At 42.0% G+C, this 21,017-nt stretch carries 13 protein-coding genes; 2 read left to right on the top strand and 11 right to left on the bottom strand.

The annotated features are described in order from the left end of the window. Positions 1-25: 25 nt before the first annotated feature. The 4 genes from LPTSP_RS06300 to LPTSP_RS06315 all read right to left on the bottom strand — a co-directional run bounded on the left by LPTSP_RS06300 (position 26) and on the right by LPTSP_RS06315 (position 6,405). Positions 26-3,670, bottom strand: coding sequence for a hypothetical protein (locus LPTSP_RS06300; RefSeq protein ID WP_174704438.1), 3,645 nt, complete (start codon positions 3,668-3,670; stop codon positions 26-28). Between the two features lie 425 nt (positions 3,671-4,095). Further along, entirely contained in the window at positions 4,096-5,166 is a 1,071-nt protein-coding gene (locus tag LPTSP_RS06305; RefSeq protein WP_108928192.1) for a TMEM43 family protein, read from the bottom strand. Between the two features lie 144 nt (positions 5,167-5,310). Beyond that, positions 5,311-6,063 carry a beta/alpha barrel domain-containing protein gene (locus tag LPTSP_RS06310; RefSeq protein WP_108927964.1) on the bottom strand — a complete coding sequence of 251 codons (753 nt, stop codon included), beginning with the start codon at positions 6,061-6,063 and terminating at the stop codon, positions 5,311-5,313. A 3-nt stretch (positions 6,064-6,066) separates the two neighbouring features. Further along, a complete protein-coding gene (locus LPTSP_RS06315) occupies positions 6,067-6,405 on the bottom strand; it encodes an STAS domain-containing protein (RefSeq protein ID WP_086446186.1) in 339 nt (112 codons plus the stop codon). 73 nt (positions 6,406-6,478) lie between these two features. On the opposite strand from LPTSP_RS06315, the gene murD reads away from it, so the two are divergent. Continuing rightward, complete coding sequence (gene murD, locus LPTSP_RS06320) at positions 6,479-7,828, top strand: UDP-N-acetylmuramoyl-L-alanine--D-glutamate ligase (RefSeq protein ID WP_108927965.1); 1,350 nt, start codon at positions 6,479-6,481, stop codon at positions 7,826-7,828. Here the strand turns inward: murD and LPTSP_RS06325 are convergent, their stop codons facing one another. The 6 genes from LPTSP_RS06325 to LPTSP_RS06350 form a co-directional block, all read right to left on the bottom strand. Next, positions 7,829-9,811, bottom strand: coding sequence for an HD family phosphohydrolase (locus tag LPTSP_RS06325; protein ID WP_108927966.1), 1,983 nt, complete (start codon positions 9,809-9,811; stop codon positions 7,829-7,831). It abuts the gene before it with no gap. A 98-nt stretch (positions 9,812-9,909) separates the two neighbouring features. Then, positions 9,910-12,264 carry a patatin-like phospholipase family protein gene (locus LPTSP_RS06330; RefSeq protein WP_108927967.1) on the bottom strand — a complete coding sequence of 785 codons (2,355 nt, stop codon included), beginning with the start codon at positions 12,262-12,264 and terminating at the stop codon, positions 9,910-9,912. A 190-nt stretch (positions 12,265-12,454) separates the two neighbouring features. After that, positions 12,455-13,849 (bottom strand): flagellar hook protein FlgE, encoded by a 1,395-nt coding sequence (gene flgE / locus LPTSP_RS06335; protein ID WP_108927968.1) that lies wholly within the window; start codon positions 13,847-13,849, stop codon positions 12,455-12,457. Positions 13,850-13,879: 30 nt separating this feature from the next. Then, positions 13,880-14,596, bottom strand: a complete 717-nt coding sequence (locus tag LPTSP_RS06340; protein ID WP_108927969.1) for a flagellar hook capping FlgD N-terminal domain-containing protein — start codon at positions 14,594-14,596, stop codon at positions 13,880-13,882. 10 nt (positions 14,597-14,606) lie between these two features. After that, the gene (locus tag LPTSP_RS06345) at positions 14,607-16,088 is read right to left on the bottom strand and encodes a flagellar hook-length control protein FliK (protein ID WP_108927970.1); all 1,482 of its coding nucleotides are present in this window, start codon (positions 16,086-16,088) and stop codon (positions 14,607-14,609) included. A gap of 123 nt (positions 16,089-16,211) precedes the next feature. Next, positions 16,212-16,409 carry a hypothetical protein gene (locus tag LPTSP_RS06350; RefSeq protein WP_108927971.1) on the bottom strand — a complete coding sequence of 66 codons (198 nt, stop codon included), beginning with the start codon at positions 16,407-16,409 and terminating at the stop codon, positions 16,212-16,214. A gap of 162 nt (positions 16,410-16,571) precedes the next feature. Here LPTSP_RS06350 and LPTSP_RS06355 point away from each other — a divergent pair, with 162 nt between their 5' ends. Further along, a complete protein-coding gene (locus LPTSP_RS06355; protein ID WP_108927972.1) occupies positions 16,572-17,636 on the top strand; it encodes a hypothetical protein in 1,065 nt (354 codons plus the stop codon). Between the two features lie 36 nt (positions 17,637-17,672). Here LPTSP_RS06355 and carB read toward each other — a convergent pair whose 3' ends face one another. Then, a complete protein-coding gene (gene carB / locus LPTSP_RS06360; RefSeq protein WP_108927973.1) occupies positions 17,673-20,984 on the bottom strand; it encodes a carbamoyl-phosphate synthase large subunit in 3,312 nt (1,103 codons plus the stop codon). Positions 20,985-21,017: the final 33 nt, after the last annotated feature.

Consider the following 21,017-nt stretch of genomic DNA (forward strand, 5'->3'; position numbering starts at 1 on the left):
GGTAGTCCCGTTATATATCTATTTTTCATTTAAGTGAGAATATCGCATTCAGATCGTCCCAGTACGTCGACGTGGGCTGTCCATCATTCCAATTATCATAGAAGAAGGCATCGGATCCCGAGAAACGACGACCTCTTTCGTAAATATCTCCAAACAATCCAATCAGAGTTCCCGCAGAATACAGGAAGGCCCTGTTATCCATAAGGGAAGTTTGGATCATATCGGATCTCAGAAGTACTTTAGTATTTTCGAATAGTTCTTCTACAGTGTATTGAGAAGACATGTTTGCATTCTTCTCCAAGAAACTGAAGAAGCTTCCAGGTTTACCCAATTGGTAACCGGTTGCATATAAGTTCCTTCCGTAAGGAGCCATAGAATCCAAAACAGGAGGAAGGCTTGTAGTCAAAATATCGGAAAGGGTATAAGTCCTTGTGTCCAGAGCAGAGTTGTTCGGGTCAGCTATATCTCCCACATAGAATAGAGAAGAAATAAGATCCAAAGTATTTGTAATCTCTCCAGCAGTGAGTTGGATATCCAACAGGAGGTCCAATAAGAAATCCAAAGATTTCACTAAAGACCAACCGGAAGTTCTGGATACGTAGTCGCGTATTCTTCTGACGAGATCGTCCACTTTGACCCAAGAAGGATCGTAAAGATCGTTACGAGGACGATCGTCGTATTTATCCGCAATACGGAATACTAACCAATCAATTGCCTCATCGATTGCAAACTGGTTCGGACAATTTGTTTGGAAATTTGCTTCACCGCCACAATCGGACCAAAGTTTTGTTTGGCCTAAGATCCCGGAAAGACCATCCATCACCTTGTCTCTTGCATCCGTTTTAGCAGGGTCTCCAAGATTCGTAGTGAACTTGATCAGTCCGGAAAGAATATCAGTTTTACTTAATAGATCCAAAGGACCGTCAGTCATACGGTTCCGATCGGTGCTTGTAGGTGTAGATGTTCCTTCTATTAAAACACTTAATAAAGTCCTGTAATTCTTAGAAGCCTTGTATTCTACAGGAGTGGCTTTCGGATTTCGTAAACCTGACGCAATTCCCACAGTTCTGATTTGAATGAAAGAAGGTCCTGGAGAAGGAATTCCAGTTCCTTGGATCGGACTTACATTTGAATCATAGACACCGTTAGGTCCATAAGTTTGATCCGGACCATAATAAACATACGGGCGAGAGAATATCTCCGCAAGACCGGTGAATAATTTGTATGGATTTCTTGGATGTAACGGATTAGGGTCACTTTTTGCATCGTCACCTAAGGCTTTCGCCAATGCTACGATAAACGGAGTCAGACGATTTCTTTTATTCCAGTTTGTGTTAACTTGAGAAGCAGGAGTATCTATAGTTCCCAAGAAACCAAGTTGTTTAATTACTCCCGCATTTTGAGATATTACCGGAGGGATCATTCCATATACAGTAGTTGGATCAGGAATCAAAAGAGGGAATAAGGCAGAATATACTGCTGTAACTTGGAAACCTTCGTTACCTGCCAAACCGTATCCCCAACCTTCTACTAAGAAAACGGAATCACCAGGCTCATTGGATAGATCTTGGAAATTCGTATCCTGAACTACCCAAGGTCCAGCTTGAGTTCCAGAATCGAAGGACTTAATTGGCGTTCCTTTTTTCTGCCAGAACCCATTGAAGTTTGTGCAATCATCTTTTAATGGACCACAATTTGGACTTAGGTTCATCATCCCCATAATCCCGTTCCCGATCGCAGTGATGAATAATGCCTCTTGGTAGGTAACCGTTGCGGCTAACTTAGCTCTCACAGGAAGAACTGCTACGAATCTTTTTTCGTATAGAAGCCATTGTAGATTTTTGTAAAATGCTTCTTCCGCACTTGCTACTAGGATGGGTGCCGGAGCGGTTTCAGTTATTGAATAAAATCCTTTATTGGTTAATACGGCGGATGCAGCAGTTTGATCCACTCCTCCAAGATAAATACGTCTTTCTCCACCTGTGCCCGGATCAATTTGAACGTAATATTTGGACGTATTCCAGCTAGGTTGGTATTGCAGAACATTTCCGTTAGGAGCAATCGGCTGTCCCCCACCGTCTGTTTGGCTATAATAAGGACCGTAACCTTCTAAGGTAACCTTAACGATCCAATCCAACATCCAAGGAACTGTCTTATTGTATAATTTGTCGAAGGTTGCCTCAGAAGCAGGGTCCGTAACTTGTTGCGCTTCTCCGCGAGAAGCAGCTTCTAAAATGGAAAGAACCCTAGTATTAAAACCTATTTTGTAAATTGAGCCATCTCTAAATACCTTTGAACTAGTACGACTTAATTCCGTAATATTCTTAAAATTGAATGAATCACCGGACCCGATCACTGAACCCATACTGAACATTGCATCACCTAAGGTTAACTCCCCTCCAGTAGTGAAAGGGCCTGTATCGGTTAAAGCATTATGAGTGGTTTGGGCCGGATTCCATCTGTAACCGTAATTATCAGCAAGAGTCAAAACGATAAAAAGAGTTTCGAGAGAAGAAAGAGGCCGGCTCTCTACATCCGTCTGGCGATTTCGTCCATCTCCATCTAACTGTAAAAGATCTTTAAATGTCTGGCTGGAACCGGAAGAATTCCGCATAAAATCCAGTAAGTAAGCATTCTTTGCCGTCTCTTTCAGAACGTTTACAGTTACATCTCCCTGAGCAAAAATTAGCCCTTTAACCGTTACAAAAAGATCGCGAATCATTGTTCTCAATTCAGCGGGCTTTAAGGTCCCACCAGGAGAATTATAAGCTGCATTCGTAGAATATTCGTTAGCGCTCGGTTCCACAGGAGAAACGGTATTCGCGGTGAAGAAGTTCTCAGCGTTTATTATAAAATTCTTAAATGAGGTTTGAGGAGTCATTTGATCCTCGAACCCAGCGGCCTTATACATCATCTCGCCGAAATCGTAAACGAGAGAGATAAATCCTTCTTTTAAAGTACGATCCGTAAGTAGAGAAGGAGCAAAAAAACCTCCCAACAAATTCTCCACCCCCGTGCGGAATGTGGTATTTTTACGTAATCCTTTATAAAGAAAATCTTCTATATCATGAAGAGTATCCACGGTATCCGGATCTACTAAAAGATCCGCTGTATCGTGGATAGATGTCGCGACTTGATTCGCAGTTTTAGTATTATATTCGATCAAAAGTTGGTTCGCGCCGAGAGGCATCAAATTACGAACCACTGGTTTTTTATAATGACGGATCTTTTCAAAAACCGGCTGGATAGAAGAATATGCAGCAGGATTCGAAGTTTGCATCTTTTCGATCATGTCTGCAAGGCCCAAAGAAAGGGTTTGTACGCTAGTTCTACTCTGCAACATAGCGGATTCTAAGGCGCGAATTGTGCCTAAATTGTCCGTTCTTGGTGCTTGGGAGAGTGCATCCCCCAGCGCTTCATTGAAGCCAACTGGGTCCATATTGGTGAAAAAGCTCTTCACCACAGGATAAGGATTCAAAAAACTGAATAAAGAAACGCCTTGGTAGTCGTCAGTATTATCTGAAAATTGTGAAATTCCATTCTTGTCAGTTCCGGCGTGAGAGCAGGCCCCGGATAATGACAATATAAGAGAAATGAAAATTATATTTTTCTTAAAATCCCGGAGGCTAATAGTCCCCCCAGCAAATTCCCCTATTGGCCGCATCTTCATCCCTTAAACCTCTCTGGGTCCGTGTTCGCTTTTTTGAACAGTCGTTATTTTTCAGAACCAGAACGGCTTCTATTTATACCGTAGGTCTAAAAAATCTTCAATCTTTTTTTATATCAACTGTTCTAATCGTGTATCGATCGCTATACTTGTACATACTATAACGGTATAGACAAGGATTTTTTTCACCATAATTGAACCTTTTTGGGATAACGTACGTTATTTTTAACCGTCTTATACGTCCCTTATTTTCTCCGAATTCCACTTAAAATCATGTTCTAAAGCATGATTTAATCTATGCTTCGAGAGTGAACGGTCGTTTGTTTTGGAAAGTTTTTATTGACAGAGTGTAGTTTTAGGATACCCGAAAAATAAAAAAGACCGAGGGAACCCCGGCCTTTTTCTCTATTACATTTTGAATATGGAGATTAAGCTGTAGCTGCTTTCTTTTTATAGATAGCGTAACCTATTGCCGCAAGTCCCAATATCAGCCAAATATACCAGAACTTCACAAGAAGAATGGTAACTGCAGTAATCACGAATGCCACAACTCCGAACACGATAGAAAGAGCGGCCTTGCCCAATTCTCCCACGAAAGGAACAAAACTTAAGAGAGATAGTAACGGTCCTGCGAGAAGATTAAAACTCACCCACATTGCGATAAAACAACCTGCTCTCATCAGCCATTTTGTTGTATTATCGTCGCTTTGGATGTCTTTCATAGTGGTTTGGAAATCACCGACAGAAGCGTTCAAAAACTTATTACCTTCTTCGCTGGTGAATTCTCCTACGGAACTTCCGCTCACTGAGCCAACGAAAGTCATATTTTCTTCCGGAACCGGGACGAGAGACACACTGATCCTTTCACAACCTTCAGTTTGATCGCTCGCACATTTTTGCGATAGGTAGATATAATCTCCTTCGGCGATTCCTTTGGATAACTCGCCCGATCCTGGACTTACGGAAGGTACTGCAGAAGTTAGATTCACCTTGCTCAAATTCACGCTATACGTTTTGCCTTCGGCGGTTTTCACTTTCGCATCGGATGCAACCGAACTTCTATCATCCACAGTCGCTTGGTGGAATGGTTTAGACTTACATGCAGGATCTTTGAAATTTTTAGGATTTTTAGGTGAAGAGATCCAATCCAATTCGCAATCGTAGACTTTCTTTTTTGTTTTAGAATCTTCTTTGCTGGTTTCTTCCCAAGCGTATACCTCGGAAGATTGTGAATAGGAAATATATTTTCCAGGTTTTACGAATTCTCCACCGAGTGCATCAGCACTTAATTTACCGGTTACATAGGAAGCAATACCCGGTTTTGCTTGGTCTGCAGGTAATGCGCCTTTAAAAGCCGCGCTTGCTTGTTCGCAAGTTTCCACTTGGAATATCAAAAATAAGGAAACTGGGAATAATACTACCCCAGTCAACATTCCTTTGAATGAATCACCAATCGATCCGAATATGCTTGAACTTTCCCCTGATTCTTCAAACGCCATGAAAAAACCTCCCAACTGGCCTTAGAAAAGACGAAAGGGCATTCTACATTCCACACAATTCGGTAGGCAATATCTTTTTTCCAATTTGAAAAGAAGGAGATCACTTCTCCAAACGTACGTTTTAGAAAAATAGAGAATACTTTTTTAAAACAGTTCCAGCCAAGCTTTGCGGATATCTGCCTTTTCCATGAAGTAAGTGCCGATAAGGGCAGCATCCACATGGGAACGGAACTCATCCAAGTCGGCCTTGCTCTTAACACCTGACTCTCCCACTTTTACAATATTGGGAGAAAGTTTAGATGCTACCTTCGGGACCAGATCCTGGTGGATAGTGAAATCATCCAAATCCCGAGTGTTGATTCCTACTATATTTGCACCTGCCTTGGCGGCGATAGTTGCTTCTTCTTCCGTATGGATCTCTGTGAGAACATCCATATTATACTTTTTGGCTTCTTTGATAAGTTCTGCGAGTTTTTCGGGTGTGAGTATGCGTACAATGAGCAATATTGCGGCCGCTCCGAACTCCCGAGCTTCTGCCACCTGCTTTGTATCTAGTATAAAATCTTTTCTTAATATAGGTATATTTACCTGAGAAGAAACATTCCTTAAGTCCTCAAGGGACCCGCCAAAATATTTTCTGTCCGTGAGCACTGAGATCGCAGTGGCCCCGCATTCCGAATAAGTTTTTGCGATGGAGACTGCATCGTATTCTTGCCGGATAATCCCGGAAGAAGGACTCATTTTTTTACATTCTGAGATGATTGAAAATTTGCGAGAACGCAGGGATTGCCACAATCCAATCCCCGCGTAGGGGGATGGATTATATTCAGGAATGGTCTCGATTTCCCTTTTTTTTTCTTCTACGATTTCTTGGAGCACCCGATGTAATGCCATCATCGGTTATGCACGAAAAGTTCGAAGAGCCTCGTCTTCCGTTTCTCGGATGTCGAATAAAGAGGTAAGTTCGATCACATCAAAAATTCTTTTCACTGCAGGTTTGATACCGCAGATCTTAAGACCGCCTTCTTTTGCGTTCAATTTTCTGAGTGTAGAAATACATGCTCTGAATCCGGACGAAGACATATAGTCCACGTCTTGCATGTTCAAAATAACCTTGGTATGTCCTTGGTTATCGATTAGATCGTTCAGATTTTCTTCCACCTCGTTTGCGATAGAAACGTCTAAACGTCCCTTGAGGTAAACTATGAGAACTCCGTCCTGTACCTTGTGATCGAGCAAAGGAACCTACCCTAGCGATAAATTAGAGACAATTCTCGGTCCGAAAAATAGCCTGTCAACCAAGTTCCCCAAGATGAAGAATTTTCCTACCTCCTTATTAGGCCAAAGAGTCCTGGTTCTCGGCGGGGGAGTTTCCGGCATGGCGGCTCTCCGACTCTTGAAAGAGAGACAGGCGAATGCTGTTCTTTGTAATTCGAATCCCCTTCCAGATTTAGATGTAACGTTTGTTGGCGAAGATATAATTTTAGCGGACCTTCTTCCAATCGCTCTCATCGTAAAAAGTCCGGGTATTTCTCCTTCTCACTCAGTAATTTCTCAAGCTCATTCTCTCGCGATCCCGGTAGTTTCCGAAGTGGAATTGGCGAGAGCCTTCTATTCCGGAAAATTGATCGGAGTCACCGGCACAGATGGAAAGTCAACGACAACTTCCCTCACGACTCATTTGGTTTCTTCCGATTTTCCCGAAGCGACTGCGGGAGGAAATATAGGTTTGGCATTCAGCGACTTTTGTCTAAAACCGGTTCCACTTTCCGTATTAGAGCTTTCCAGCTATCAGTTGGAAGATTCGGGTCCTTTAGAACTTAACGTATCTGTAATATTAAATCTTGCCTCTGATCATCTGGAAAGGCATAAAAGTTTGGACAATTATTTTGAAGCCAAGAGCAGGATCGTAGATCAATCCAATCCTAATCATACTCTTGTAACTAGTTCCAAACTTTTTAAGGAGAGGATCCAAAAATTAGGATGGTCTTGTAAAATTGTAGTCTTTGGCAGAGAAGCAGGAAACGACGCGATCATCTCGGAAGAAGAAGGAACCATCAAGACTTCGAAAGCTCTTTACGATACCAAAAACTTTCCTCTTCCTGGAGGTCATAATTTGGATAATCTGGCAGCTTCTATCTTAGCCGCAGAAGCGATCGGTGCCAAACCGGGTCATATACAAAGCCAGATCGGGACTTTTAAAGGACTTCCTCATAGATTCCAGTACGCAGGTAATGCGGCCGGTATTTCATTTATCAACGATTCCAAATCCACAAACCTTCATAGTATGCTCGCCGGTTTAAGCACTTGGAAGGACAAAAAAGCTACCTTTTTGATCTTGGGGGGAAGGCCAAAAGCGGAACCTTTGGAACCTCTGAAAGAATTTTTAGGCTCAGGCATCGGCTGGGTTTTATTGATCGGAGAAGCAAGAGAAGGCTGGGCTCCAGTGATCTCCCCTATTTTAGGTTCTCATTTAATCTTAGCGGATAATTTAGAAGAAGGTTTTGCGCAGATCAAGAACGCAGTCCGTTCAGGAAGAGCAAGAGTTACCTCAGTAGTATTTTCGCCCGCTTGTGCAAGTTTCGATCTATATAAGAACTTTGAGGAAAGAGGAGAACATTTCTTAAAACTTGTCTCCGATTGGACGAGAGAAGAACCTTAGTTATTTAATATGTCCTTGGTGGTTTAATTTTTCCCAGACTTTGGACTCGATGAATGCTTTTAATAAGTCTCCGTCCAAATGATTTTCCTTCGCTTCCATTTCTAAAATGTCCAAGGCTCTATCCACTGGAACTGCTTTCTTATAAGGTCTGTCCTGGTCTGTTAATGCATCGAATATATCGGAGATGGTCATGATCCTGGATTGTATCGGGATATCTTCTCCGGATAGTCCTCTTGGATATCCTGTTCCATTTAATTTTTCATGGTGAGCATGTGCAATGGTCGGCACCATTTTCAGATCGTTTGTCCAAGGGATCTTGCTCAAGAATTGGAATGTATGCTCCACATGGGACTCTATCTCTTTTCTTTCCTCGAAATCCAAAGAACCTTTTTTGATGGTTAAAAACCCAAACTCATAAGCAGAGATCAGATCTAGATTTTCACCTTCTGTAGTGATGTACTGCATCTTAGCGATCTCTTCTAAGAACTGAGAATTTGCCTCTTCCAGGATAGAAGGTTCATTACTCTGGCTGATAATCTGGAACATGGAACTGAGTCTTTTACATTCTTCCGAAAATTCGAACTCTATCGCTTTCTCAAAATCGGAATATCCAGCTGGGCCATGCTTCTTCAAATATTCCACTTTTCTTAAGTTCAATTTGGATTCAAAATCTTTCTTTAAGTACCGGAATCTCCAATCGATCAGACTGATCTCTAGATCTTCTAATTTTTTGGCCTTGACCAAAACTTTTTCTCTCACTCCTACTTTCCCGAAATCGTGAAGTAACGAAGCGTATCTGATCTCTTTGATCTGTTCTTTGGAAAATTTTGTGTCCTTATATTTTCCGGAGTCCGCACGATCTAAGGTTTCCGCGAGTCCCACAGTCAATAAAGCCACTCGGAAAGAGTGACCGCTTGTGGTAGGGTCCCTGGCTTCGATCGCGTTTACAGAAGCGGTCACAAATCCCTCGAATAATGTTTCGATCTCTCTTAGAAGATAATTGTTCTGGATGGCGACTGCTGCTTGCCCAGCTACTCCGAGCACCAATTGAGCCGAATAATCGTCGAAAGGTTGGATCTCCTCCCCTTTCATCTGTTCGACGGACAATTTCTGGTTAAAATTCCTTTTGCGGTTGATAAGCTGAAGAACACCTACCACGTCTCCCCTATGGCCTTTCATAGGAACAACCAACATGGACTTTGTATGATAATTCGATAATATATCAAAATTACCGTTGAAGGAGAATTCGGCATCCTCCGGTAGATCGTAAACGTCCTGAATGTTCAGCACTTTACCTGTTGATGCAACATAACCGGCGATACTGGACTTATTGATAGGGAGAATGAACTCTTCCGTATCTATACTCAAAGCTGAAATTTTAAAACGTAAATTCCGAACAAATCCTATATCGTCTTGTTCCACCAGATATAAGGAACCGGAGTCCGCATTACTGATCTCTCTCGCGCTATATAAGATCTCTCTTAATAGTTTATCGAAATCTTTTTCGTTAGCTAAGCTGATACCGATCCTGGTCAATCGGTTGATCTCGTATTTTGCAGTATTGATCTTATGTAATAGATCAAACTGATCCGTGATCATATGTAGATGTAAAAATCCGTTTGCGAATGTTTTAGAAAGATGAAGATCGGTAGTGATATCGGGCAATATTCCAAAAATCAAATCATCTTCAATCTCAGTATTCTTATAACCTTCGTATCCAAGGTCCGCATTTAAAATGAATCTGGCCAAGATCAGAGGATTATTCTTAAGTTGTTCCCTGATCTTAGTATGTTCGGATTCTAATGTTTTGGAAGAGATATAAAAGAGAGTATTAACAAATTGTGGTGTATCCCTGATCTCTACAGACTCGAAAAAATCTTTTAGATCGATCAGTTCTGCCTGGATCTTAGTGCGGAGGATCGAAAGTCTTCCGGCAAGAGTTACGGAATCCGTTACGATATATTGCTTAAATTTGGATTCCATCCTGATTATCCCATCCTAAGCATCTTTTAAAATCATGAAAAGGAGTTTTTTTCAAGTTTTAGCCTTGGTATCCTTCGAAAAACGACCCATAGATCGGTCTAATTTCTCTTCCTCTCGGAATATACTTTGTCTTTAATGATCTTGGCCCAATCCTTTACGAATTTTTGAGAATGCTCATAGCCGATCTCATATAATCTTTTGTATTCATCCCAATCGAATGTGGAAAAATCTCTCACAGGTAACTCCACGAATATATCAGAAGTCTCTTTTGTTTTTAGCAGATTGTTCCGGCTGGATAATAACATAGATCTCATGAATAGTTCACCAATATGAGGGAATGAATATCTATCTTCCTTTTTCATAAACTGATTTCCCAAAAGTTTTAAGGCAGAAGGTCCTTCACCCGGAAATCTGGACTCAACTAGTAATCCGTAGGTTTGGTCTTTGTTCGGCTGGGAACCTGCTCCTAGATCCACCGAGACTAATACGTCCGCTCCCTTTCTTCTTACTAAAGAGCCGGGAAGATTGTCCCAAAGTCCTCCGTCCACATACAATGCACCGTCGCTATAAAAAGGAGGAAAGATCCCCGGAATAGAAGTACTGGCACGGATCGCTTTCCACACTTCTCCTTGTTCGAATACTTTCGGTTTTGAATTTGTGAGATCACAGGCCACAGCTAAAAAAGGGATCCATAATGTTTCTATCTTTCTATTCCCGAAAAATTCTTTGATTGCCTTAGAATATTTAGCCCCTTTCAAAATGGAAACGAACGGAAGAGTATAATCCCTGGTTAGTTTTGCTTCTATCCATACCTCTTTAATCAGTCGGAGAGACTCGTCGAATCCATACCCCATCGCAAATAATCCAGCCATAATAGAACCGGCACTTGTTCCTCCGATCAGATCGATCGGGATACCTGCTTCGGTCAATGACCTAAGCAATCCTAAATGCGCGAAACCTTTTGCACCTCCGCCGGAAAGTGCGATCCCTACGGATCTACTCTCCAATCTTCTTGCAATACGATCAAATTCTCCCGCTCTATTCTTTCTTAAAATTAGCTTTTGGCCGGGCAATTCATGAAGAATGTTCTCCAATTCTTCCCAACGAGTATAAGAATCTTCTAAATAGATTACGGATTCTTTCATGGTTTCGCCCAAACTTCCACCTTGGATCAGGTTCCAAGAATAAGAGTTTTCTAATATTGGCCGTCCTGTTTCGGCAAGTAGAAGAATACGATCCGCTTGTCTGAGACTTGTTTCCGTCCAGAGTGGGTCTCCAGTAGGTTCTACTTCGAAAACGACGTTATCGTATTCTTTTTCCAATCCTCCAAACCAGGAAAGAAGGTCAGGTATCCCGAATCGCATTCCATTTTTTTGATGGATCCTTTTCTCTTTTAGAAATTTGGAAAGTTTACCCTCGTTTACCGATAAAGTAGAACCGAAGGATTTTAAGGATTTGGAAAGTTCATTGGAAAAATCCCTGAGTGGAAAACCTTCGGTAACTGGGACCAACGCTATCGTATGAACTTTTCTACCGAAACGGGAGGATTCTTTATTCCGTTCTCCCAATCTTCTGGCGATGGTTTCAGTCACATGAAACAATGCTTCCGGAGATTCTGAGATAAATTTTCTGAATCCATTCCGAGAAATTTGGATCACCTGAGAAGATCTGACTGCATATACGGAAGCAGAACGAGGCTCTCCGGTTAACAGGGACATTTCTCCGATGATATCTCCTTTGGCGAATTCTCCTTCTCCGGTTATATTTCCATGATCGTCCGCGACAGTATATCTGAACCTGCCCGATAATATTATAAAAAGTGAATTTCCAGGTTCCCCTTGGAGCATCAATCTTTCTCCGCCTGGAACGTACAACCATCTTAAATAAGGAGTCAATTCTCCGATCTTTTTACGATCCACATGAAAGAGTAATTCCAGATTAGAAATAAATCCCAAAATTTCCTTATCGCTAGGCTCATAAGAAGCCATTCTGAAAAATCTTTTGGTCTCTAATCTTTCCTTCCAACGTTTGGAAGTTTCCGGATTTTCCGATTCCCATTTACTCCAATTTTTAAAGCTGATCCTTAAAAGTTTGGAGTCAGTTTCGGTTCTTACTCCAAACTTCCCTTCTTTCCAATGAAAGAATCCGGCCTCACCGAAATGAGAGCCCGGTCCTAGGCTTCGTATCATCAACTCTTCTCCGGAAGAAGCGTTAGTGAATTCTTCACATTTTCCTTCTAAAAGAAAGTAAAGCCATTCTGAGGATTTTTCCGGTTGTATGAGAACCGTGCCGGAGTTTACAGATCTATATTCGAAAAGTTTAGTAAATGATTCAGTTTCTGCCGGATTCCAATCTCGGAACATTTCGCGATTGGACAAAAGTATAAATCCGAACCATCCGTCCCTTTCTTCTGTCCCGATCACCGTCCCGGGTTTTTTCTTTTTTTCTCTCACAGTGTTAGTCTCTGGTATATATTAAAAAACAGACTGGTAAAAAGTATACATTCTGCAATCTGAAATAATATCGATTTTCGCCCTGGATTTGGTAATAAAAATTATTTCGCGCAGAGCACACAAAGAAAAACGCCCGAAGGAAAAAATCCAACGGGCGCAAACAAAATGAATAGGAGATCTAAGTTAACGATTAACGTTTCAGACCCAGGACTTCCTGCAACATTTGGTCTGTAGTAGTGATCGTTCTGGAGTTGGCCTGGAAACCTCTCTGAGTTACGATCATATCAGTAAACTGATCGGAAAGATCCACATTCGACATTTCTAATAGACCTGCGTTGATCTTTCCTCTACCTGCGATACCTGCTTCACCGATCAAAGGTTCTCCAGAGTTATTGGAGAATGCGAACATTGTATCTCCCGCCTTATCCAAACCGGCTGGGTTATTAAAAACTGCTGTTGCGATTCTTGCTAAAGGTTGTTTGATCCCGTTGGAATAAACACCGGTAACAGTTCCAGAATTATCAATAGAGAAGGACTCCAAATATCCCATGGTATATCCATCTTGCTTTACTGCCTTAGTAGTAAAGTCGGAAGAGAACTGAGTGATCCCATCTACCATTCCAGCCTCACCTAGAGACAGATCAAAACTTTGTGTTTGCGGATTGCCAGGAAGTTTAAAGGAAACTTTTGCATTCAGTTTTCCGGTGTTCATCACGTCTGTTCCGTCGGAAACATATACGATCTTACCATCAGGAGTGAATCCGAACTCAAGCTCGGTGAGTCCCGGCATCTGAGTATTTTGTCCGCCTGTGGCTGCAACATCCACCGACAATTGAGTGGAATCTGTTAAAGACGTCCTTGCTTTCCAGGTATTTTCACGGACTTTATAGAATTCCATTTTGAATTCTCTCTCAGCACCTTGGTCGTCAAAAACCTTAATAGTGGTTACATGTCCTCTTCTTGCCTTAGGATCTGGATCGTTGATCATAGCTGTGATCTCTTCAGGAGTAGCATCAGGCGGAACAGCTTGCACGGAAGAATTCAAGTTGGATCTGAAATCCACTTTGGAAGTAGCTCTTGCAGGTTCTTTAGAATATACTGGAATGATAATATCTTCGATAGAAGCGGAAGAGTTAATATACTTATTCCCTTTTTCATCTAAACGGGAATTCCAACCTTGGACTTTCAAACCGTTTGCTGGGTTCACATAATAACCGTTCTTATCTAAGTTAAAAGCGCCTGCTCTGGTATAGAACTGCTTGTCTCCGTCTTTTACGATGAAGAAACCTTCTCCAGAGATTGCAACGTCGGTGTTTTTACCGGTGGTTTGCAAAGCACCTTGGGTCATGATCTTGTCGATCGCAGCGATCAATGCTCCGAGACCAACTTGTTGAGGGTTCACCCCACCAATGTTTTCCTTAGGCTCGGAAGCCCCTCTTAACTCTTGGGAGATCATGTCCTGAAAAGTGACACGTTCCGTTTTAAAACCGTGGGTGTTCACGTTGGAAATATTGTTACCGATCACGTCCATCCGCACTTGGTGGTTTTTTAAACCGGAAACTCCTGAATAAAGGGATCTCATCATGGCGCTTATACCTCGAAATTTTCTATTTAATTAATAATTGCTATCGTTCGGTTTTCCGGGAAAACTCCAACCTGGAGCTCCGGAACTTGTTTCTTCAAAACTAGTATCATTCTGGTTTTGTAATGTATCTTGGAATTGTTGAGTTTGTTGTGATTGCGATGTTGGAGCTCCTGCAGGGGCATTAAGAGAAGTTCCCGCAGCAGCCGGAGTTGCAGTTTTAGGAGCCGGTGCTCCAGTTTGCCCTTCTTGTTGGTTGATGATCGCAGGATCGGTGATCAATGTGATTGCATCGATCTCTACAGTTCTACCGTTCACTCTTACGAAAGATTTACCTTCTCCGTCAAAGAACAATGCACCTGCGGTTCCCACCACATTCTCTCCTGTCACGAAATCAGGACCGGAAACGATCTTACCTACGAGCGAGAAACTTTGGCGATTAGTCATCTTGCCGATCCCTTGCGAGATATTATTCATCTGCTCTAAGGAAGAGAATTGGGCCATCTGTGCGATAAAGTCTTGGTCCTTAACCGGGTTCGTAGGGTCTTGAGAAGAAAGTTGGGTAATCAACAGTTTTAGAAAATCATCTTTTCCTAATGCTTTTGCGGTGGAACGTATCTCGATCCCTTGGAGGCCGCTTTTTTCTTCCTTCTCCAATTTATCGAAATGCTTCCTTAAATCGTAACTTCTGTCTCCTTCGAGATAACGGCTACGTGTAGCTTCGTTAGAAACCGCGTTTGCTTCAGGCATGATCCTCTCCTTAAACCAAGATGTTTAAGCGTTTATCAGTATTCTTTTCGGCAAATTCCGGATTTTCGATAGAGTCCATTTCTGAAACTTCTTCCAAATCGGAAGAATTCGAAAGACCCGAAGTTTCAAATCCAAAACCCTCTTGGTCGAAGAAGCGGGAAGAGTCCTGCCCATCCCAACTCATGCGTAAAGAATCCTCTGACTCTACGATTAACGACTGAAGATCCAAGCCTTGTTCTTTAAAATCCTTACGAAGTTGTTCCAGATCTCCGGCGAATAACTTTCTTACCTGATCCGACTCTACTAAAATTTTACCTTGTACTTTATCATCTTCTACAGTAATACGTAAGGAAACTCTACCTAACTCTCTCGGATTCAACCTAAGAGTGGCTTCCGATTTTCCATTCTCGACTATATTCAATTTTGCTGATTGAACCAGTCTTTGGAAATTCTCCTTCATCTGAGAACGATCCATGTTAGAACCTGGATTCGTTTTAGAAGGTTTAGAATTCTGTCCGGAAACTTCTTGGTTCTTTTCTGCGACCCCAAGACCTGCTTTTAACAAAGAAAAGGTAGTCTCGTTACCGTTTCTTTGAGAGAAGTCCTGGTTCTGGGAACCTTTTCCAGAAGTATCAGACTTAGAAGCTTCTTCCACCTGAGCCGCTTTCGCAGCTTGATTTTTTGAAATCATGGAAAGAGTTTCTTGTTTTTTCTCTCTGGTGATTTTCCAGTTCTCGGATTCAGGGATGAAATTTTCTTTATGAGAATCTTTTAATACGGTTAGTATTTTTTCTTCGTTGGCGGGTTTGGAGAATTTGCGTGCTTCTTCCAGACTTTTTAAACCTTCATCCAGACTTTCTTTCTCAGAAGTTTTTTTAGTTTCTTTACTAGAACGTTTTTCTTCTGGCTGATTAGATCTTAAAACGGAAAGGTTTCCAGCTTCTTCTTTTTGTTCTGTCTTAGGAGCTTCTTCTTTTGAATGTTTTTGGATCTTTTTGAATGATACCGATTCTTCTTGGTTTGCAGCGGCGGAGACTTCTTTTTCCTTTTTGGCTTCTAATCCGGCCAAGAATACACTCATCTGTGTAATGAAAGGAGAATCTAATTCTTCGGACTCGAATTCAGAGTCGATCTCTTCTTCCTGTTCCGGATCGGCTTCTCCGAGTTCCGCCTTTTGGACCTTCTTCTCGGAAAGGCGAACCAGTTTTTCATCGTCCTCTTCCTCTGAAGAGGTTTCTTCTACTTCTTCCTCTTCGGCTCTTACGAATAATTCAGGCTCTTTGGGCTCTTCCACTTCGGAAGATTTTTCTTCTTTGATCTCGGACTTTTGTCCTTCTTCCAAAACCTTTTGGGAGCGGAGTTGGATGGACTTCATCAGGTCCATAAAACTTACGGAAGGGGCCGAAGTTTTTTCGGAAACGTTAGATACCTTTGGCTCCGCCGAAAGTGGATATCCTTCTTCTCTGCTTGGTCCTTCCGTTCTGATCTGCATAGTTTGCCCCTTGCAGTATAAGGATCGAAAGATCCGAGATTTCCTTGATAGAATTATAAGATTATCTTCTTCCTTTATTGGATTATGTCGTATTGAGCGAACTCTAGGTAGGAGCTCCCTACCTCAATTATAGCCGGCGAGTTCTTCCAAGATCCATGAATGAGCGTCTTGGATGGTTTTGTACAAATCTTCCAACTTATGAAGGTCCATTTTTAAGGAGCCGTTCTCAAAATGCAGATGCACATGTCCGCAATTAGCGCATAGATCCGCGACAAAATAGCTCCTTTCTGAGATCCGGATCGGGCGGCAGTATTCTTCCATAGATATCCTCTTTCTTATCAGGGTCTTTTGTTCTAGGAAATTGTCAAATTGATTTTGAGTCTTATTATCAATATAGTAAAAAAGAATGAGAAGAATGTCTATTCCGCCTGATCCATGAGATATCTTGACATTACGAATTGAATGCTTCGGAATAGGCCTCCCATGTTTCTCTTTAAGCTTAAAATATATCTTCAGACCTTACTCTTAGTCCTCCTTTTAGGGAATTGCACATTGCATGGGATCATTCTTCGGGAAAAACGAGAGAATCAAAATCCGACCTTTCGCACAAAACTTATTAGCGACTTTGTAATGAGCAGAAGTGAAGGAAATTCCTATCTTTTGGATCTGAATCTGAATAGCAGATATGGGAACGATCATATAGGCAAAGCGGTCTCGGGACTTTCCGAACTGGATCTTAGGCCTGATGCAAGAGTATTGATCCGTTATTCTTCTTTTGTGCAACCGAGTAAAGAGGCGTCTTGGTTCCTATTTTTTATCACACTTGGGGTTTATCCATTAGTTGAGACTTGCACCGGGACTGGCACGTTTGATTTTATTGATAAAAAAACAGGCCAGGTAGTCTTATCTAAAAATATAAAGATCACTGGAGTGAAAACATTCGGATGGTTCCCATTACTCGCCTCCCCTGTTGCTGAAATAGGAAGAGAAGTCCATACAGGAAGTTCTTTTGCATTAGATAAATATAATTTAAAAATTTCTCCTATTTTGGCCAAAGAGCTTGGCTCTTATTTGAGCAACATAGATCAGAAGGATATCCAAAAATATTTCCATTCTACGGAGACCTTCCCTCTTCCTGCCATTCATATCGGAAAAATAAACGGTGAATTCGTAAACGAGATCAGATCAGCTTTTACGGAAGAGCTCACCAAGAGCGGCTTCACAATCATTACAAGAGATCCGGAGAATCTGAAAAAGATCGTAGATCTGCAAACGATGGAGAACACAGGTTTAGTAGAAAATCCTTTATCGATCGGAAAATTGGCCAGTCTACGATATTCCTTAAACGTGGATTCTAAGATCGATGAAAATTATATTCATTTGAATATCAATGTAGAAGACTTACAATCAGGCAAGATCATCTGGACTGATAAGAGAAAGGATTATTATTCAAGTAGATATAGAGAAGGTCTGCTCTCCGATCTAGCCGAGATGTCGAATGCAGCTGTTTCTTCTTTGAAATTAAAACTCTTAACCGGAAAGAATTAAGATCTAAAATTTCCGGCGTGAATCCTATCCGTAAACTTATTTAGGACTATGGATCTCTTGCAGAGAACGGATGGTGAATCCCTTATCTGTCATCTCCATCATTCCTTTGATCAAAGCCTTGGCCGCACTCGCAGTGGTCAAACACGGGATCTTATAACGGATAGCAGCCTGGCGGATCGCAAAACTATCATCTCTGGTCACTCTGCTAAGAGGTGTATTCAGTATAAGATGGATCTTGTTCTCTCTGATATAATCTAATGCAGTCGGGAATTGGTTATCGTATACCTTATTGATCTTGGAAGAAAGTATTCCATTTTCAGATAAGAACTTATGGGTTCCTTCGGTGGCGATCAGGTTGAATCCTAAACCTGAAAGATCCTTGATATACTTTAATAATTCTTTTTTGTCCTTATCATTTACGGAAACGAATACAGTTCCCTGAGAAGGAAGTTCTTCTCCGGCCATGTATTGGGATTTTAAGAATGCTTCTCCCGCAGTGTCGGCAATTCCCATCACCTCACCTGTGGATCTCATTTCCGGTCCGAGGATTGTGTCCACTCCAGGAAATTTATTAAAAGGTAATACAGCTTCCTTCACATTTACGGTCGGGAATACCATTTCTTTTGGAAGTGGAAGTTGCTTTAAGCTCTCTCCCATCATGATACGGGTAGCGTATTTTACGATAGGATGGCCAAGAGCCTTGGATACGAAAGGAACCGTCCTGGAAGCGCGAGGGTTTACCTCGATCACATAAACAACTTCTTCTTTAACTGCGTATTGGATATTAATAAGTCCTTTGACTTGTAATTCTAATGCAAGTGCTCTCGTAGCGCTTCTGATATCGTCCAATACTTTTTTGGATAAGGACTGAGGAGGAAGAACACAGGCAGAATCTCCGGAATGGATACCTGCTTCCTCGATATGCTCCATGATCCCGGCAATAAACACGTCTTTGCCGTCGCAAAGTGCATCCACATCCACTTCTACCGCGTCTTCTAAGAAGGAATCGATGAGTAGAGGTCTGTCTTCCGAAATTTCCTCGGCTTTTTCCATATACTTATCTAGCTCTTTTTCTTCGCTGATGATAAGCATCGCTCTTCCACCCAATACGTAACTAGGGCGAACGAGCACAGGATACGTGATATTATTTGCGATCTTTCTAGCTTGTTCCATAGAAGTCGCTATCCCGTTATTTGGAGAGAGCAATTTCAGTTTTTCTAATACTTCTGCGAAACGTTTTCTGTCTTCCGCTCTGTCTATGGAATCCGGGCTTGTTCCTAAAATTGGAACCCCTCTACTCTCCAGATCTTTCGCAAGTTTTAGAGGTGTCTGTCCACCGAATTGGATGATAACCCCATTCGGTTTTTCCTTTTTATAGATCTGCATTACGTCCTCTAAGGTCAGAGGTTCGAAATACAATCTGTCGGAAGTATCGTAGTCCGTTGAGACAGTTTCCGGGTTGGAATTCACCATGATGGATTCCACTCCCAGATCTTGTAGAGCGAATGAGGCATGGCAGCAGCAATAATCGAACTCTATCCCTTGTCCGATCCTATTCGGTCCGCCGCCTAAAATGATTACCGATTTGTTAGAGGTTACGTTTGTCTCATCCTCTTCGTCGTAAGAAGAATAAAAATAAGGCGTATAAGCTTCGAATTCTCCGGCGCAGGTATCGATCCTCTTATAGATCGGTTCTATTTTAGAAGATTCTAATGTTGCCTCGAGGCTCTTTTCTTCTTTTTTGAGAATAGAACCTATCTCTGCCTTTTTCTTATCTGGAGTTTGAGAAGAAGAAAGTACCTTTTCTATCTCCGCTTTTTTAGAAAGATAGGCAAGCTGTCTATTAGAGAATCCCGCTTTTTTCAGTTTTCCTAAAACGGAATTCCCTTTTTGCTCGAATTCTTTTTCTAAATTCTGCAGGTCTTCGAATTGGTATAAGAACCAAGGATCTATTTTACAAAGTTCGTGGATTTTCTCTACGCTATAACCTTCTTCCAAAGCTTTTTTGACGTAGAAGATCCTTTTATCGTTCGGTCTGCGTAAGAATGAATCGATTCTTTCTTTTTTCTGAGGAACAGATAAGCTATGGAATTCGACTAACTCTGCAAAATTTCCGTCGGAACCGAAACCGAAACGATCGATTTCCAAAGAGCGCATAGCCTTTTGAAAACTTTCTTTAAAAGTCCTTCCGATTGCCATGGCTTCTCCCACGGCTTTCATCTGGACTCCGAGAGTATCGTCTGTCCCTGGGAACTTCTCGAAGGCAAACCTTGGGATCTTTGTCACCACATAGTCTATGGACGGTTCGAAAGAAGCAGGAGTAACTCTTGTAATATCGTTTTTGATCTCATCCAGAGAGTAACCAATGGAGAGTAACGCAGCGATCTTTGCGATCGGGAATCCGGTCGCCTTAGAAGCGAGCGCGGAAGATCTGGAGACCCGAGGGTTCATCTCGATCACGATCACGTCACCGTCTTCCGGATTCACTGCGAACTGGATATTGGATCCACCGGTTTCTACCCCGATCTCTCGGATGATACTGATGGACATATCCCTTAAATTTTGGTATTCCTTATCGGAAAGTGTCTGCTGAGGAGCAACTGTGATGGAATCACCAGTATGAACTCCCATTGGATCTATATTCTCAATAGAACAAATGATAACTACGTTATCCGCGAGGTCTCTCATGACCTCTAACTCGAATTCTTTCCAACCCAAAACGGATTGTTCTAATAAAACCTGGCTAATAGGAGAAGCCTTGAGTCCTTTGCCTACCACTTCGTCGAAGGTTTCTTCGTCGTAAGCGATCCCTCCTCCGGTTCCTCCCAGAGTGAACGCGGGTCTTACGATCAGAGGAAGTCCGATCTGAGCCTTGATCTCTGCCGCTTCTTTCAGATTGTTAGCGAGCCCGGAACGAGGGACTTTTACCCCGATCTTCTCCATTGCTCTTTTGAAAAGTTCTCTATCTTCGGCTTTTTTGATGGCCTCTATTTTGGCGCCTATGAGTTCTACATTATATTTTTCTAATAATCCTGCGTTATGGCAGGCCAAAGCCAGGTTTAATGCCGTTTGACCTCCTACGGTAGGTAGGATTGCGTCCGGTTTTTCTTTTTCTAAGATCTTTTGGACAACCGAGACGGTTAGAGGTTCTATATAAGTCGCATCCGCCAGATCAGGATCAGTCATGATGGTGGCAGGATTGGAATTGAGAAGGATTACCCGGATTCCTTTTTCTCGGAGGGCTTTGGCGGCCTGGGTGCCGGAATAGTCGAATTCACAAGCTTGACCGATAACGATCGGCCCGGATCCCAGGATCAGAACGGAGCGGAGATCTTCCCTTTTGGGCATATTATTTCCAGGATTTTTATTCTGGCCTGTACT

Source organism: Leptospira johnsonii, assembly GCF_003112675.1.
Lineage (GTDB): Bacteria > Spirochaetota > Leptospiria > Leptospirales > Leptospiraceae > Leptospira_B > Leptospira_B johnsonii.

Excerpts from the sequence above, each read along its gene's own strand:
- LPTSP_RS06355 (WP_108927972.1), top strand. The coding sequence starts at position 16,572 with ATGTTTCTCTTTAAGCTTAAAATATATCTTCAGACCTTACTCTTAGTC.
- LPTSP_RS06300 (WP_174704438.1), bottom strand. The coding sequence starts at position 3,670 with ATGAAGATGCGGCCAATAGGGGAATTTGCTGGGGGGACTATTAGCCTC.
- flgE (WP_108927968.1), bottom strand. The coding sequence starts at position 13,849 with ATGATGAGATCCCTTTATTCAGGAGTTTCCGGTTTAAAAAACCACCAA.
- LPTSP_RS06310 (WP_108927964.1), bottom strand. The coding sequence starts at position 6,063 with ATGATGGCATTACATCGGGTGCTCCAAGAAATCGTAGAAGAAAAAAAA.
- LPTSP_RS06345 (WP_108927970.1), bottom strand. The coding sequence starts at position 16,088 with ATGCAGATCAGAACGGAAGGACCAAGCAGAGAAGAAGGATATCCACTT.
- LPTSP_RS06305 (WP_108928192.1), bottom strand. The coding sequence starts at position 5,166 with ATGGCGTTTGAAGAATCAGGGGAAAGTTCAAGCATATTCGGATCGATT.
- LPTSP_RS06350 (WP_108927971.1), bottom strand. The coding sequence starts at position 16,409 with ATGGAAGAATACTGCCGCCCGATCCGGATCTCAGAAAGGAGCTATTTT.
- LPTSP_RS06340 (WP_108927969.1), bottom strand. The coding sequence starts at position 14,596 with ATGCCTGAAGCAAACGCGGTTTCTAACGAAGCTACACGTAGCCGTTAT.
- LPTSP_RS06325 (WP_108927966.1), bottom strand. The coding sequence starts at position 9,811 with ATGGAATCCAAATTTAAGCAATATATCGTAACGGATTCCGTAACTCTT.
- carB (WP_108927973.1), bottom strand. The coding sequence starts at position 20,984 with ATGCCCAAAAGGGAAGATCTCCGCTCCGTTCTGATCCTGGGATCCGGG.
- murD (WP_108927965.1), top strand. The coding sequence starts at position 6,479 with ATGAAGAATTTTCCTACCTCCTTATTAGGCCAAAGAGTCCTGGTTCTC.